General features: G+C 70.6%; 14 protein-coding genes and 2 tRNA genes. 8 read left to right on the top strand and 8 right to left on the bottom strand.

Features of this window, described 5'->3' with window-relative positions; all coding sequences use genetic code 11:
- Positions 1 to 873 carry an encapsulin nanocompartment shell protein EncA gene (gene encA / locus AABA78_RS17770; RefSeq protein ID WP_338264216.1) on the bottom strand — a complete coding sequence of 291 codons (873 nt, stop codon included), beginning with the start codon at positions 871 to 873 and terminating at the stop codon, positions 1 to 3.
- A gap of 54 nt (positions 874 to 927) precedes the next feature.
- Positions 928 to 1419 (bottom strand): encapsulin nanocompartment ferritin-like cargo protein EncB, encoded by a 492-nt coding sequence (gene encB, locus AABA78_RS17765; RefSeq protein ID WP_338264215.1) that lies wholly within the window; start codon positions 1417 to 1419, stop codon positions 928 to 930.
- Between the two features lie 201 nt (positions 1420 to 1620).
- Between encB and murJ the strand changes: the two genes are divergently transcribed.
- The 6 genes from murJ to AABA78_RS17735 all read left to right on the top strand — a co-directional run bounded on the left by murJ (position 1621) and on the right by AABA78_RS17735 (position 7230).
- The gene (murJ, locus tag AABA78_RS17760) at positions 1621 to 3255 is read left to right on the top strand and encodes a murein biosynthesis integral membrane protein MurJ (protein WP_338264214.1); all 1635 of its coding nucleotides are present in this window, start codon (positions 1621 to 1623) and stop codon (positions 3253 to 3255) included.
- 227 nt (positions 3256 to 3482) lie between these two features.
- Positions 3483 to 5492: a S1 RNA-binding domain-containing protein gene (locus tag AABA78_RS17755; protein WP_338264213.1), complete on the top strand. Its 2010-nt coding sequence runs from the start codon at positions 3483 to 3485 to the stop codon at positions 5490 to 5492.
- 102 nt (positions 5493 to 5594) lie between these two features.
- Positions 5595 to 5668: transfer RNA gene (locus AABA78_RS17750), tRNA-Met, on the top strand.
- Positions 5669 to 5746: 78 nt separating this feature from the next.
- Positions 5747 to 5820: transfer RNA gene (locus tag AABA78_RS17745), tRNA-Met, on the top strand.
- Positions 5821 to 6041: 221 nt separating this feature from the next.
- A complete protein-coding gene (locus tag AABA78_RS17740) occupies positions 6042 to 6554 on the top strand; it encodes a MarR family winged helix-turn-helix transcriptional regulator (protein WP_338264212.1) in 513 nt (170 codons plus the stop codon).
- Positions 6547 to 7230 carry a GNAT family N-acetyltransferase gene (locus AABA78_RS17735; RefSeq protein WP_338264211.1) on the top strand — a complete coding sequence of 228 codons (684 nt, stop codon included), beginning with the start codon at positions 6547 to 6549 and terminating at the stop codon, positions 7228 to 7230. The genes AABA78_RS17740 and AABA78_RS17735 overlap by 8 nt, the downstream gene beginning before the upstream one ends.
- 69 nt (positions 7231 to 7299) lie before the next feature.
- On the opposite strand, the gene AABA78_RS17730 is transcribed toward AABA78_RS17735, so the two are convergent.
- Positions 7300 to 8223, bottom strand: coding sequence for a LysR family transcriptional regulator (locus AABA78_RS17730; protein ID WP_338264210.1), 924 nt, complete (start codon positions 8221 to 8223; stop codon positions 7300 to 7302).
- Positions 8224 to 8302: 79 nt separating this feature from the next.
- Here AABA78_RS17730 and AABA78_RS17725 point away from each other — a divergent pair, with 79 nt between their 5' ends.
- Together AABA78_RS17725 and AABA78_RS17720 are read left to right on the top strand one after the other, a co-directional pair.
- A complete protein-coding gene (locus AABA78_RS17725) occupies positions 8303 to 8938 on the top strand; it encodes a pyridoxamine 5'-phosphate oxidase family protein (protein ID WP_338264209.1) in 636 nt (211 codons plus the stop codon).
- A gap of 60 nt (positions 8939 to 8998) precedes the next feature.
- Positions 8999 to 10210 carry a lipase family alpha/beta hydrolase gene (locus AABA78_RS17720; protein WP_338264208.1) on the top strand — a complete coding sequence of 404 codons (1212 nt, stop codon included), beginning with the start codon at positions 8999 to 9001 and terminating at the stop codon, positions 10208 to 10210.
- Positions 10211 to 10223: 13 nt separating this feature from the next.
- On the opposite strand, the gene AABA78_RS17715 is transcribed toward AABA78_RS17720, so the two are convergent.
- The 5 genes from AABA78_RS17715 to AABA78_RS17695 form a co-directional block, all read right to left on the bottom strand.
- Entirely contained in the window at positions 10224 to 11288 is a 1065-nt protein-coding gene (locus AABA78_RS17715; RefSeq protein WP_338264207.1) for a patatin-like phospholipase family protein, read from the bottom strand.
- A gap of 80 nt (positions 11289 to 11368) precedes the next feature.
- Positions 11369 to 11566 carry a hypothetical protein gene (locus AABA78_RS17710; RefSeq protein WP_338264206.1) on the bottom strand — a complete coding sequence of 66 codons (198 nt, stop codon included), beginning with the start codon at positions 11564 to 11566 and terminating at the stop codon, positions 11369 to 11371.
- A gap of 113 nt (positions 11567 to 11679) precedes the next feature.
- Positions 11680 to 12411, bottom strand: a complete 732-nt coding sequence (locus AABA78_RS17705) for a 2OG-Fe(II) oxygenase (protein WP_338264304.1) — start codon at positions 12409 to 12411, stop codon at positions 11680 to 11682.
- Positions 12412 to 12496: 85 nt separating this feature from the next.
- A complete protein-coding gene (locus AABA78_RS17700) occupies positions 12497 to 12799 on the bottom strand; it encodes a hypothetical protein (RefSeq protein ID WP_338264205.1) in 303 nt (100 codons plus the stop codon).
- 53 nt (positions 12800 to 12852) lie between these two features.
- Positions 12853 to 13911, bottom strand: coding sequence for a DNA topoisomerase IB (locus AABA78_RS17695; RefSeq protein ID WP_338264204.1), 1059 nt, complete (start codon positions 13909 to 13911; stop codon positions 12853 to 12855).
- Between the last annotated feature and the right edge of the window lie 138 nt (positions 13912 to 14049).

Below are 14049 nucleotides of genomic sequence, written 5' to 3'. Positions count from 1 at the left end.
CTAACGGCGCGCCGGGGGAGCGGCCGGGATGGCGCCTTCCAGCGTGCAGATGGCGTCCGGGTGCTTGATGCGCAGCAGCAGTGACTCCAGCACCCGGAACGGGTGGTTCATCTTGCTGGCGCCCAGGTAGGCCGCGACCATGTCCATGGCCACCGCCAGGTCCATGTTCTCCCGGCCCGTGGACACCACCACGCCCGACTCGCCGCGCAGGCGGTTGGACTGGTAGACGCCGTCGGACGCGAGCTGGCTGATGGTCTGGATCTCCAGCACGCCCGTCTTCTCGTAGATGCGGTGCAGCTGCGAGTAGAGGCGCGGCGACAGCACCACCGCGTAGGGCCCGAAGTGGCCGGCCTCGTTGAGCTTGCGCGTGGCCTCCACGATGGTCTGGAAGCCGCCGCCCGGCGCCGTCCAGTCCCCCAGCGTGGCGGTGAGCCGGCCGTTGGCCGTCATCAGGCCCTCGTAGCCCAGGCGCTGGTCGCCGTAGAAGATGAGCTCGTCTTCCTGCTGCGCGCACAGCGCGGCGGCGCCGGCGGCGGCGGACACGTCCAGCGGCATGTTGTGCGTGCGCGCGGCCTCGATGTCCCGCCAGTGCAGCAGGAAGTCCTTGTAGATGATCGGGATGGTCTTGAACTTGCGCACGTCGGTGAAGACCATCGCGGTCTCCTGCTCCCCGACGATGTCCACCGCGCCCGGGGACACGCCCTGGAACTCGTCGTAGGCCACGGTCTGCACGCCCGCGCCCAGCGGCCCGTAGATGTCCAGGATGCGGCGGCCCACCAGCGACCGGCGCGCCACCTGGATCACCGTCTCGTTGAGGCGCGCCCACTCCTCTTCGCGCAGCGGGTTCTCGGCATGTCCAAGGAAGTCAGGCATCGGTGTCTCCGTCACGAGCGGCGGCAGAGGAGGGGAGGGAAGGGCGAAAGGGGTTCAGCGACCGCTACCGGAGCCGCCGCCACCACCGCGGCGCAGGCTGCCGATGGTGAGGGGGTGGCTGTTGGCGGAAGGCGGCGGCGCGGGGACGCCGTAGATGAGGCGCTGGGGCGGCAGGTTCGTCAGGGGCTCGGTCGTCAGGCGGCCCACCGCGGGCGGCGCCTGGGTCACCACGGGCGGGGGCGGAGCGGCGGCCACCGGCAGGGCGGGCTCCGCGGGGGCGCCCGCCACGGCGGCCTGGAAGTGGCCCGGGACGAAGGGCTTCGCGAAGTGCGTGTCCTGGCCCTTGTCGAGCATCCGGAGCATGTGGGTGGCCTCGGAGACGTGCTCCTTCTCCTCGGCCGCCAGGTGGAGGAAGAAGGCGCGGACCTCCGGATTGGAGGAGTCCTCGGCGTAGGCCTCGTACTCGTTGATGGTCTCGAGCTCGCGTGCCAGCACGGCGCGGATGCGCGCGACGTCGGACCGCTCGGTGTCGGACTTTCCGGCCATTGGGGGCGGACCCTCGCAACCTGGGGAGTGACCGTCAAGTGAAACAGCGGTCGAAGGGTTTCCTGCTGCATGCCCGAGAACGCCGGACGTAGAGTCCGCCCCTTCGTGACCGCCCCCGCCCCCACATCGCCGCCCCCATCCGGCCCTCCGGCCGCTCCCCCAACGTCCGTCCCTGAACGCAGCGCGGGAGGGCGGGGCGCGATGCTGGTGGGCATCGGCATCCTGGCGTCGCGGCTGATGGGCCTGGTGCGCGAGCGCGTCTTCGCGCACTACCTGGGCAACGCGGAGGCCGCCGCCGTCTTCAAGGCCGCGCTGCGCATCCCCAACTTCCTCCAGAACCTCTTTGGCGAGGGCGTGCTGTCCGGCTCCTTCATCCCCGTCTACGCCCAGCTTCTGGGCAAGAAGGACGCGGACGAGGCGGACCGGGTCGCGGGCGCGGTGTTCGGGCTGCTGGCCCTGGCCACGGGCGTGATGGTGGCGCTGGGCATGCTGGCCACGCCCCTGTTCGTGGACCTCATCGCGCCGGGCTTCCAGGGCGGCGAGCGCGACCTGGCCGTGCGGCTGGTGCGCATCCTCTTCCCCGGCACGGGCTTCCTGGTGCTGAGCGCGTGGTGCCTGGGCATCCTCAACAGCCACCGGCGCTTCCTGCTGTCCTACCTGGCGCCGGTGGTGTGGAACATCGTCATCATCGCCACGCTGCTGGTGATGGGCGGCCGGTACACGGCCGGCGGCCGCGCCGCGGAGGAGGCCCTGACGGAGTGGCTGGCCTACGGCGTCGTGCTGGGCAGCTTCCTCCAGTTCGCGGTGCAGGTGCCCACGGTGATGCGCCTGCTGGGCCGCTTCCGCCCGGTGGTGTCGCTGGCGAGCGCGTCGGTGCGCCAGGTGATGAAGAACTTCGGCCCGGTGGTGCTGGGGCGCGGCGTGGTGCAGTTCAGCGCGTGGGTGGACACCGCGTTCGCGTCGCTCATCTCCAACCGCGCGCTGTCCTCGCTGCTCTACGCTCAGACCATCTACCTCATCCCGGTGAGCCTCTTCGGCATGGCGGTGTCCGCGGCGGAGCTGCCGGAGATGGCGCGCGCCACGGCGGAAGGGGAGGCCCAGGCGCACGCGAAGCTGCGAAGCCGCATCGACGCGGGCTCGCGGCGCATCGCCTTCTGGGTGGTGCCGTCCGCCGCCGCGCTGCTGTTCCTGGGGGACCTGGTGAGCGGCGCGCTCCTGCAGACGGGCCGCTTCGGCGCGGCGGACTCGCGCTACCTCTGGTACCTGCTGATGGGCGCGGCGGTGGGGCTGGTGGCCTCCACCGTGGGCCGGCTGTACGCGTCCGCCTTCTACGCGCTGAAGGATCCGAAGACGCCCCTGCGCTACGCCATCGTGCGCGTGGCCCTGGGCACCGTGAAGGCGTGGTTCCTGGCGCTGTGGCTGCCGGAGCGGCTGGGGCTGCCCCGGGAGCTGGGCGCGGCCTTCCTCACGCTGTCCAGCGGCATCGTGGCCTGGGTGGAGACCACGCTCCTGCGCCGCAAGCTGCGCTCCATGGTCGGGCCCGTGGGCCTGCCGGCGGGGCTGCTGCCCCGGCTGTATGGCGCGGCGGTGGTGGGCGGGCTCGTGGCGCTGGCCGTCAAGCAGGGCCTCACCGGCCTCCTGGGCCCCATGCCCGGGGTGGGCGTGGAGTGGGGCGGGGCGCTGCTGGTGCCGCCCCGGCTGCACCCGGTGCTGGGGCTCCTGGCGACGGCGGTGCCCTTCGGGGTCGTCTACTTCGCGGTGTCCGCCGCGCTGGGCGTCCCGGAGGCGGGCGCCGTCTTCCGCAAGGTGGGCCGGAAGCTGGGGCTCGCCCGGTAGACGCGGCGCGGCGCCCGGTGGGACGGCTGCCTTCCAGGCGGTGGCTGGGAGCTCAAACGGAATGCACGACAGGCCCCTTTCCGTTGCGATAGGAGGCCGAATTTTAGGGGGATGGCCGTATGCGGCTTCCTCCGGGCATGGCGCGCGTGTAGAGTGCGCCGCCTTTTTCAAGAGGCCCTGACTTCAAGGAAGTCCCGGGTCGAAATCGTCAACGGAAGGTCTCGGCAGTGAGCGACGAGAAGAGCGGCGGTAATTCGGGCGGTCCTGGCGGTTTCGGTCCCAAGAAGCCGAAGGCCACGTTTGGCGACGTGATGCTGGGCATCCCTTCGGGGGGCCAGGGCAACGAGCGCGGCGGTGGCCGTGGCGGTCGCGACGAGAAGAGCGGCCCGGGCCGCGGCGAGCGCGGTCCGCGCGACGCCCAGTCGCAGCCCCGTCCCCAGGGCGACGCGCCCCGCGGTGGCGGTGAGCGCGGCGGTGGCCGTGGCGGCGAGCGCCGGGGTGGCAGCGGGGGCGGCGAGCGCCGTCCCTCCGGCCCCATGGTGGTCGTGAAGCGCGCCTCGGGCTCCATCGAGACGCGCGCCCTGGAGGGTGAGAAGCCCGCCGAGGCGACCGCGACCGCGGAGCAGACAGGCGCCGACGCGCAGGCCTCCGCGGCCTCCACGCCGGCCCCGGCGCCGCGTCCGGTGACGCCGGCTCCCGCGCCCTCCAGCCCCCTGTACGAGGAGGTCCCGGAGACGGAGTCCTTCGCGGACATGTTCGAGGCGCAGGTCAAGGACGGTGGCGCTCCCGGCCGCCGCGGCGTGCGCATTGGCGAGAAGGTCGCCGGCACCATCTTCCAGCTGGGCGCGGACACCGCGTTCGTGTCGCTGGACGGCTCGGCCAAGTCCGAGGCGATGATCGAGCTGCGCGAGCTCAAGGACGACGAGGGCATCCTGCGCTTCGGCGTGGGTGACCGTCTGGAGGCGCACGTCGTGGAGATGGGCGCCCGGGGCATCCTGCTCAGCCGCGCGCTGGCCAAGGGCAACGCGTCCTTCGCGATGCTCGCGGAGGCCCGCGCCTCCGGCATGCCGGTGGAGGGCCTGGTCCTCAGCGTGAACAAGGGTGGCGTGGAAGTCGCCATCGGTGAGACGCGCGCCTTCTGCCCCATCAGCCAGCTGGACATCCGCTTCGTGGAGAAGCCGGATCAGTTCATCGGCGAGAAGCTCCAGTTCCGCGTGACGGAAGTGCGCGATCGCAACGTGGTGCTGTCGCGCCGCTCGCTGCTGGAGGACGAGCAGCGCCGGCTGGCCACGGAGACGCGCAAGAACCTGGCCGTCGGCAAGACGGTCAAGGGCAAGGTCTCCGGCGTGCGCGACTTCGGCGTGTTCGTGGACCTGGGCGGCGTGGAGGGCATGATCCCCGTCTCCGAGCTCTCCTACACGCGCGTCGCGCATCCCAGCGACGTGGTGAAGCAGGGCGACGAGGTGGAGGTGGAGATCCTCCGCATGGAGGAGGGCCAGCCCAACTCCCCTGACAAGTCCAAGCAGAAGGAGCGCATCACCCTGTCGCTGCGCTCGCGTCAGGAGGATCCGTTCAAGAAGGCGCTGGAGGAGATCAAGGAGGGCGACCGCATGCAGGGCAAGGTCGTCCGGCTCCAGCCCTTCGGCGCGTTCGTGGAGCTGCGCCCGGGCGTGGACGGCCTGGTGCACATCTCCGCGCTGAGCGACCGGCGCATCGCGCACCCGCGCGACGCGGTGAAGGAAGGCGAGGTCATCTGGGTCTCCGTCGAGAAGATCGACCCCAATGACAAGCGCATCGGCCTGCGCCGCATCTCCGAGGAGGAGGCCCAGCGTCCTCCCGAGGAGCGTGCCGCGCAGCAGGCCAAGGCCGCCGCTGCTCCCAAGGAGCCCGCGGCGCCCCGTCCCACGGTGGGCGCGGTCGTCACCGGCAAGGTGGACCGGCTGGAGCCCTACGGCGTGTTCCTCGCGTTCCCGGGCGGCAAGGGCCTCATCCCGGCCAGCGAGACGGGCACGGATCGCGGCACGGACATGCGCAAGCACTTCAGCATCGGGCAGGAGCTGAAGGTGGCGATCATCGACATCGACGCCTCCGGGAAGATCCGCCTGTCCATCCCCGCGGCCGTCCGCGCGGAGGAGCGCGCGGAAGTCGAGGCGTGGCAGAAGACGCAGCAGCCGCAGGGCGCTGGCAAGAAGGGCTTCGGCACCTTCGCGGATCTGCTCAGCAAGCTGGGCAAGTAGTGGCGTCACGCCTTCTCGGCGCTCGTCGCGACAATGCGATGGGGCGCCGAGATAGGTGTTGACGGTAGCGAGGGGCTTCGGTACTTACCCTCTCGTTCTCGCCGCGGGGTGGAGCAGCCTGGTAGCTCGTCGGGCTCATAACCCGAAGGTCGCAGGTTCAAATCCTGCCCCCGCAACTTGAAAAGCCCGGAGTCGAAATGAAAGTTTCGACTCCGGGTGTTCAAATCGAGAGCAGCAGTACCGCGTCACGGTGACGCGGGGTGGAGCAGCCTGGTAGCTCGTCGGGCTCATAACCCGAAGGTCGCAGGTTCAAATCCTGCCCCCGCAACTCTGAGAGGGCCCCGGTGGAAACGCCGGGGCCCTTTCTCTTTTCCGCGCTGGGTTCGCCACGCGTGGGCCTGGACGCGCGCCACGCCTCGACGGGCGGGAGCGAGGGCTCTTCGAAGCGGCTGCGCGCTGTGCGAACGAGCGCGCCCACGTTGCCACGGGCAGCCATGGCCCGCGCCGAGGCGTTTGCGCCGAATTGGATAACAAGTTATGTAAATCCCCATGGCAGGCTCGAACGAAGATGCCCTGAGGGGGCTCGGCCACCTTGCGCTCGGCACACGTCTGAAGCGCCTGGGAGATCGACTTCAGGCGCACGCGCAGGTCGTTCTCGACGAGGCGAAGGTGCCGGTGCCCGCCTCGCACCTGCCACCGCTGGCGGCGCTGGACAGCGGTGGGGCGATGACCGTTGGCGACCTCTCGCGTGCCCTCGGTGTGACGCAGCCAGGTGTGACGCGCATGACGGGCGCGCTCGAGGCCGCGGGATTGGTTCGCTCGGGTGCTGCCGAGGACGATGGTCGCGCGCGCGTCATCGAGCTGACCCCGGCCGGCCGGAGCCTGTTGGCGCGCTTGAAGCGGCACACGTTCCCGCTCATCGAGGCCGCGGTGCGCGAGGCCTGCGGCGATGATCCGGGACGCCTCCTTGGGCAGCTGGCCGTATTGGAGGACGCCCTCGAGGAGCTGCCACTCGCCGCCCGTGCGGCCCGGCTCGCGAAAGGAGCTCGTCGGCATGACTGAACTCGACCGTCCTGTCTGGGCATCCCTCACCACATTCCACGTCTCGGTGGCCGAAGGCGACGCGCGTGCCAGACGGTTCGTTCCAGACGTCAACCTCTTCGCCTCGGCGCGGGATGACGCGCCCGAAGCCCAGGCGGCGCTCGCGGCACTGGTGCGTCCCGGTGAACGGGTCTACGTCCTACAGGTGCCTCCTGTCCTGGTGCCAGCGGGTCTGCGCGCCATCAAGACCGCCGGTGGCGTGCAGATGGTCGCTACCCGGCGGCTGACCGAAGAGCGCGAGACCGAGATTGAACCGCTCACCGACGCCGACGCGCCCGAGATGCTTGCGCTGGCCTCGCTGACCGAGCCCGGTCCCTTCCTGGCTCGAACGCATCGGATGGGGCGCTTTGTGGGCATCCGGCGTGGCGGCAGGCTCGTCGCCATGGCGGGGGAGCGCATGCGTTTCCCCGGCCACACAGAGGTGAGCGGGGTCTGCACCCATCCGGACTTCCGGGGGCAGGGTCTGGCACGCCGACTGTCGACAGCCGTTGTCGCGGCCATTCAGCAGCGCGGTGACCGTGCCTTCCTGCATGCGTGGACGACCAATACCTCTGCCATTGCGCTCTACCGCAGCCTCGGTTTCGAGGTGCGTGCGGAGGTCCATGTGGCGGTCCTGGAGCGGGACCCCAACGGGTGAGCCAGCGAGCGTGGGAAGGTCCTCAGCGCAACGTCTTCGAACTGAACATCGCGGGCTGAGGCAGGCACCTCAAGTGCCTCGGGACGCGCGCCACGCCTCGACGGGCAGGAGCGGGTGCTCCTCGAAGTGGCTGCGCGCCGTGCGGACGAACGCGCCCACGTTCGCGGAGGCACTGCGGCGTCCGGGGTAGATGAGGCTCACAGGGACCGGCGGTGGCGCGAAGGCCCCGAGGAGCAGGACCAGGCGTCCCGCGAGCACGGCATCCGCCACCTGGTACGAGAGCGTGCGCGCGATGCCCATTCCCCGCTCCGCCGCCGCGATGGCCGTGTCGGCGCTGTTGAGGATGAGGCGGGGCTGGACGCGGACCGGCTTCTCCTTCTCGCCGAAGCGCCACTCGTTCGTCGCGTCGAGGTTCTCGAAGGCGATCAGCTCGTGGCGGATCAGCTCGGCGGGCGACCGGGGCGTCCCTCGCCGCTTCACGTACCGAGGGCTGGCCACCAGCACGCGGCGGACGGTGCCTACCTTGAGGGCGATCAGCCCGCTGTCCTTCAGGTCCCCCAGGCGCACGGCCGCGTCGATGCCTTCGTCCACGAGGTGCTGGTTCCGGTCCGACAGGTGCAACCGGACGGACAGCGCCGGATGCGCGGCGAGCAGCTCCTGGACCACCGGTAGGACGTGGAGCCTCCCGAAGACGATGGGCGCGGAGAGGCTGAGCTCGCCTCGTGGCTCGGCGTTCTCACCCCGGACGTGGCGCTCGGCTTCGTCCATGTCCTCGAGCAACCGCTGGCAGCTCTCCAGGTAGACCTGACCGCGCTCGGTGAGCCGCACGGAGCGGGTGGTGCGGGTGAGGAGCGCGAGGCCCAGGCGCTCCTCCAACTGGGCAATGGCCCGCGTCGCCACGGAAGGGGAGATGCGGAGCCTGCGGGAGGCGGCCGTGAAGCTTCCCTGCCGGGCCACGGCGACGAACGTCCGGAGCGTGAAGAGCTGGTCCATGATTCTTGCGAAAGTGGCAACAAAGCCTTGCCAGACCGACTGATTATTTCACGGCCCTGGATGGCTAGAAATAGTGGCCATGGGACGATTCGCAAAACTCGCCTTCACCCCCGCGGTCAAGGCGCTCCAGGAACAGTTCGGCAGCCGCGCGGCCTACGCCCGTGTCGAGCGAACGGGAGACGCGCCGGATGTGCTCACCGACGACGAGGCGGAGTTCCTCTCGCAGCGCGACAGCTTCTACATGGCGAGCATCGGCTCCAACGGCTGGCCCTACATCCAGCACCGGGGCGGGCCCCAGGGCTTCGTCCGGGTGCTGGACGCCCATACGCTGGGCTTCGCGGACTACCGGGGGAACAAGCAGTACATCTCCGCGGGCAACGTCAGCGAGAACGACCGGGTCGCGCTCATCTTCGTGGACTACCCGAACCGGGCGCGCCTGAAGGTCCTGGCGCGCGCGTCCGTCATCACTCGCGAAACGGATGCCGCCACGCTCGATCGCCTGGCGGTCCCCGGGTACGGCGCGAAGGTCGAGCGCGGCTTCGTGCTCAAGCTCGAAGGCTTCGACTGGAACTGTCCCCAGCACATCACGCCAAGGTTCACCGAGGCCGAAGTCGACACCGCGATGCGCCCGATGGTGAGCGAGCTCCACACGCTCCGCGCCGAGAACCGGGCCCTGCGCGACGAGCTGGAGCGCTTGAAACGGTCCCCCGTTTGACCCTGGACCTACGGTTGGGTAGGTTACGGTCCGGTAGGTTTGGCCATGGAGGCGCGAGCCATGAGCAGCCAGTCATCGCCGGGAGTGCGGAAGAACGCCGACGTCTTGCGTGGGGCCAGCCGCCTGGCGGTTCAGGCCACCCGGGGCGTGATGGGGCTCGTGGAGGAGATGCACTGCACGATCGCCAGTGGACCGGCCGTGCTGGGCAGGCCGCTGGAGCGCCCGGTGCGGGCCGTGACGGGGTGGCTTTACGGAACGCTCCAGGGCGTCACCCGGCACGTCGGGGCGGGGCTCGATGCCGTGCTCGCGCAGCTCTCGCCGTGGCTGGGTGACAGCGCCCCCGGCCCCCAGCGGGAGGCGGTGGTCTCCGCGCTGAACGGCGTGCTGGGGGATGCGCTGGCGGAGGAGGGCAACCCGCTCGCCATCCCGATGGCGTTCCGGGTCCACGGGCAGCCGCTGCGCCTGGAGCCCGAGGCCCTGCGCGAAGCCCTTCCACAGGCGGGGAGCCGGCTGCTCGTGCTGGTCCATGGCTCGTCGATGAACGACCTGCAATGGAGCCGGCGGGGGCATGACCATGGCGCGGCGCTGGCACGCGACCTGGGCTTCACGCCTGTGTATCTCCACTACAACAGCGGTCTGCACATCTCGCGGAACGGGCGCGCGTTCTCGGAGCTGCTGGAGCAGCTCGTGTCCTGCTGGCCCGTGCCGCTCGAATCGCTGACGCTCGTGGGCCACAGCATGGGGGGACTCGTGGCCCGGAGCGCGTGCCTCACGGCGGAGGCGGCGGGGCATGGCTGGCGTCCCTTGCTGAGTGGGCTCGTCTGCCTGGGTTCACCCCACCACGGATCGCCGCTGGAGCGCGGTGGAAGCTGGGTGGACGTGCTGCTGGAAATCAGTCCCTACAGCGCGCCGTTCGCGCGCCTGGGACGGATCCGCAGTGCCGGGGTCACGGACCTGCGCTTCGGCAACGTGCTCGACGCGCACTGGGAGGGGCGGGAGCGCTTCGGGTGGGGTGGGGATGCGCGGCGCGGCCTCATGCTGCCGGAGGGCGTGGAGTGCTACGCGGTCGCGGCGACCACCGCGAAGGCAATGGCGGAGCGGCTGCCCGGTGACGGACTGGTCCCCGTGGACAGCGCGCTCGGGCGCCATGCACAGCCGGAGCTGACGCTGCGGTTCCCGGAAGCGAACCAGCGCATCATCCTGGGCGCGAACCACATGGACCTGCTCGACCACCCGGAAGTCTACGCCGCGCTGCGCACGTGGCTCGCCTGAGCGGGGCCGCGCGCTACAGCGCCTGGACGTGATCCGCGATGCGGCCGGTGGCGAGCAACTCGCGCAGCTCGTCGGCCATGCGGTCGCCCTCGGTCAGCACCTGCTTCCACGCGCGGATGCGGTCCTCGGCCTTCATGTTCGTGAAGTCGGAACGGTCCGGGATGCGCCCACCGGGCAGCCGCGCCAGATGCGCGGGTGACGGCGTGATGATCAGCGCGCGGCGGAAGTTGAGCGGGCCCGCGCGGCGCCACTTGAGCGACTTGTCGAACCAGCCGGGCACGACGTACGGATAGAAGTGCGGGTAGAGCACCAGTCCATCACCCGCGCCGTAGTCGACGTCCAGGTGGTAGTCGACGACGCCGCCATCCCGGTACGTACCGGCAGGCGCACCCGGGATGTCATGGACGCCCGCGAGCACCAGCGGAATGGAACCCGACGCGATGAGCGCCGGCCGCAGATTGTCGCGGGTGAGGGGGCGGTGGACCGACGGCAGGTCCTTGAGTCCGGCGAAGGGACTGCTGTCCCCAGCGGTGTGGAAGACCACGCGCTCCATGTAGAGCCCGAGCGTCCGGCGGCTCACCGCGTTCGCCAGTGCGCCCAGCACGAAGCCCGCGAGCTGCACGCTGGACTGTTCCGACGCCAGCAGGCCCTTGCACCGGGTCGTCACCACGTGCAGCCGCGCCCACGGGTGCGTCAGGATCTGCTCCGCGCCGTCCGGACCCAGGAGCGCTTCGAGGACGGTGGCGCTCACCTCGCTGACCAGCGAGGGCGGGGGCTTCACCGGATAGCGCTGCTCCAGGTACGCGTCCGCGAAGCGCCTGAGCGCGGCCACCGGATCCTTCTGCGCCAGGCACGCCAGCCGCCAGCTCCCGATGGAGCTGCCGATGAGGTGCAGCGGCCGGGTGCGCGGCTGCTGGAGGAGCTCGCCGAAGAGGACGCGGTCGATTCCCTCCAGCCCCAGCCACTTCGGTCCTCCCGAAGCGCCCGGAAGGATGTCCACGTCCTCCGCGCGCAGTCCGCGCTCCCGGAGGATGCGCAGGGCGTCGGGGCCCGCAAGCAAGGTCAGGCTCTGGCTCATCGCGGGCGCGGACCCTACCAGCCCGGCGCCGGGGTTCACTCACGAAGCGCGCGGCATGAAGACCCCGGCGCGGGGAATGCTCAGCGGTTGTCGCCCCGTGGCTCTGAATCGAGCGGATGGATGGTCACCACCTGGTGTCCGTCGTGCTCCGGATCACTGCGCGCCTCCTCCAGTTCCTCCGGCGTCTGCGGCGCCCGCTCGGAAAAGGCGTCGTTCTCGAGGTGGCGCTGGCGCTGCTCGCTGGTCGAGCCGTAACCCTCCAACTTCTTGCCGGCCATGGTCGTGCTCCCTCGTGAAGGTGAACACCAAGGGTTGTAACGGCGGCCGGTGGGCGCAAGCGGTGGTCTGCCCGGGTGGCCGCACGCTCCAGGAGCGGGGCTCCTCCAGGGGCTCACTCCTCCAGCGTTCCCACGGAAGGGGGCGCGCCGTCGCGCTCGCGCTGGGCCTCCAGGTAGGCGGAGAAGCCCGCCTTGGACTGGATGCGAAACACAGGGAGGCGGGCGAGCACGTCCTCCGCGAAGGCGTACTGCTCGCAGACGAGGCTCGCGCGCAGGGCGCCTTCCGGGCCGCCGGTGAAGGGCTGGACCTCGTGCTGGAGGTTGCCCCGGAAGTGGACCAGCAGTCCGGGCCGGGGCCGCACCTCGCCCTGGAGCTGGTTGTCGCGCAGCAGCCTCAGCGCGCCCCCTTGCGCTCCCTGTGGCACCCGCAGGTACAGGACGCTCACGTGCTCGGGCGTCGCATCCGGGACGCCGCTCGGTTCCTGCAACGTCGCGTCGATGTGGCGCCCCACCGGCGTGCCCGCGTCCAGCAGCAGCAGGTTCAGATAGAACGCATTGGGGCGCGGGCGGGTGTCACGGCCGCTGAACCAGCGCTGCGTCCACGGCAGGAGTCCGCTTGCGTTGTCCGCGTCGAGGATACGGCGCAGGTAGACGGACAGGAATGGGAAGCGGGCCTCCAGCGTCGCGCGGCCCTCCCGCGTGAAGATGAACGCGAAGCCGCGACTGGCGCGGAACGTCCCCATCAGCGGGCTGCGCGCGACGAAGCGGGAGCCGAGCAGGGCGTCCGCGAGGGACTCCAGCTCGGTGCGGGGCAGGGCGTCGCGGTGGGTGACGTACTCGGGCACGGGCCGGACGTTCATAGCACCGGGGCACGCTCCAGGGCGTCAACCCCGACGAGGGCGCCCTCCAGGCATGGGAGCAGGCGCGGCGCTACTTGAGCCGGCCGTACGTCCACGTCAGCGCTTCCAGCTTCGCGACGAAGGCCTCGCGCGAGTCCGCGGTGATGACCGGGTCCCCTGGCTTCAGACTGGGCCACCCCATCTCGGGCATCCACATGCCCGTGTCCCGCATGGCGGCCTGATACCTGCGGTCGTTCTCGGCCGCGTCGAGGACCAGCGGCTCCAGCCGCCACTGTCCCTCCTTCACGGAGATGATGGCGGTCGGATTGCCGTTCCCCAGGTGCAGGGGCAGTCGCTGCTCCGCGCCGCGAGCGCTCAGCCATTGAAGGATCATCGCGCGAGTGGGGCCGAGGAACGGTGCCAGAAAATGCCTCCTCCGCGTGACTTTTACACGGACGCCTGCTTCATGCCGCCCTTCGACTTGCCCAGCATGTGCAGCAGCGCCTTCTCCGAGCAGTGCATGCCCTCGCCGGCGCTCGCCGCCAGCTCGTCCACGGAGTGGAAGTAGCGGTCCACCACCTGGCCCCGCTCGAAGAGGACGAGCACGGACGGGTAGATGTATGACGCCTTCGCGACGGCGGGCGTGTTGCCCAACTGCTCGGAGGCCTCTCGCACCGCGGCCACCATGCTCTTCTTGAGCACGGTCTTCTTCACCGGACCGCCGGCGCCGTCTTCCTTCACGCGCTCGCGGGCCTTCGCCAGCGCGCACGCGCAGATGAGCGTGCCCGCCCAGGTGCGGAAGTCCTTCGCGCTGTAGCCCGGGCCCATCACCTGCTGGATGTATTCGTTGATGTGCCGGCGCCGCACGTCCACCACCGCGCCGTCGTCGAGCACGAACTTGAAGACGTCCCGCCCGCGCACCTTCAACAGCTGCCGCACGAGCGTCGCCACGCGCCGGTCCTTGAGCTCGCGGTGCTGCCGCACGCCGGACTTGCCCGGGTAGTCGAACACCACCGTGTCGCCCTGCACCTTCACGTGCCGCGCGCGCAGCGTGGCCAGCCCGAAGCTGCCGTGCTCCTCCGCGTAGCGCTCACTGCCCGGACGGATGAAGCAGGTCCCCAGGATGCGCAGCATCCCCGCCAGCACCCGCTCCCGGCCCAGGCCCCGCTTGCGCAGGTCCTTGCTCACCTGGCGCCGCATCTTCGGCAGCGCCTGCGCGAAGCCCACGATGCGCTGGTACTTCGCATCCCGCTGCTTCTGCGTGTGCGCCTCGCTGTAGCGGTACTGCCAGCGGCCCGCCCCGTCCCGGCCCACCGCCTGGAGGCGCGCGGACGCCTTCGGCGAGATGGCCACGTCCGTCCAGGCGGGTGGCAGTCGCAGCGCGTCGATTCGCTCACGCTCCGCGTGCGACACCGGCCGGCCCTTCGCGTCCACGTAGCGGAAGCCGCGCTTCATCGTCCCCAGCCGCCGGTGGCCCTCCTGCCGCAGCCGCTCCAACTGGGTCATCCTTCGGCGGCTCACGGGCCGCGAGGGCTCGGATTCTGAGACAGCGGCATGGGAGGGCATCGCCTCCCTGTAGTGCGCAGTCCACGCCGGGGCGGCAATCCGGGTGCCCCCTGGCGGCACGGACAGCAGGCAACCGGA

This window comes from Corallococcus caeni, assembly GCF_036245865.1.
Lineage (GTDB): Bacteria > Myxococcota > Myxococcia > Myxococcales > Myxococcaceae > Corallococcus > Corallococcus caeni.
This window is presented reverse-complemented; position numbering and strand designations above follow the sequence as displayed.

Coding starts and splice junctions, on each gene's coding strand:
- encA (WP_338264216.1), bottom strand. CDS start 873: ATGCCTGACTTCCTTGGACATGCCGAGAACCCGCTGCGCGAAGAGGAG.
- encB (WP_338264215.1), bottom strand. CDS start 1,419: ATGGCCGGAAAGTCCGACACCGAGCGGTCCGACGTCGCGCGCATCCGC.
- murJ (WP_338264214.1), top strand. CDS start 1,621: ATGCTGGTGGGCATCGGCATCCTGGCGTCGCGGCTGATGGGCCTGGTG.
- AABA78_RS17740 (WP_338264212.1), top strand. CDS start 6,042: ATGGCAGGCTCGAACGAAGATGCCCTGAGGGGGCTCGGCCACCTTGCG.
- AABA78_RS17735 (WP_338264211.1), top strand. CDS start 6,547: ATGACTGAACTCGACCGTCCTGTCTGGGCATCCCTCACCACATTCCAC.
- AABA78_RS17730 (WP_338264210.1), bottom strand. CDS start 8,223: ATGGACCAGCTCTTCACGCTCCGGACGTTCGTCGCCGTGGCCCGGCAG.
- AABA78_RS17725 (WP_338264209.1), top strand. CDS start 8,303: ATGGGACGATTCGCAAAACTCGCCTTCACCCCCGCGGTCAAGGCGCTC.
- AABA78_RS17720 (WP_338264208.1), top strand. CDS start 8,999: ATGAGCAGCCAGTCATCGCCGGGAGTGCGGAAGAACGCCGACGTCTTG.
- AABA78_RS17715 (WP_338264207.1), bottom strand. CDS start 11,288: ATGAGCCAGAGCCTGACCTTGCTTGCGGGCCCCGACGCCCTGCGCATC.
- AABA78_RS17710 (WP_338264206.1), bottom strand. CDS start 11,566: ATGGCCGGCAAGAAGTTGGAGGGTTACGGCTCGACCAGCGAGCAGCGC.
- AABA78_RS17700 (WP_338264205.1), bottom strand. CDS start 12,799: ATGATCCTTCAATGGCTGAGCGCTCGCGGCGCGGAGCAGCGACTGCCC.
- AABA78_RS17695 (WP_338264204.1), bottom strand. CDS start 13,911: ATGACCCAGTTGGAGCGGCTGCGGCAGGAGGGCCACCGGCGGCTGGGG.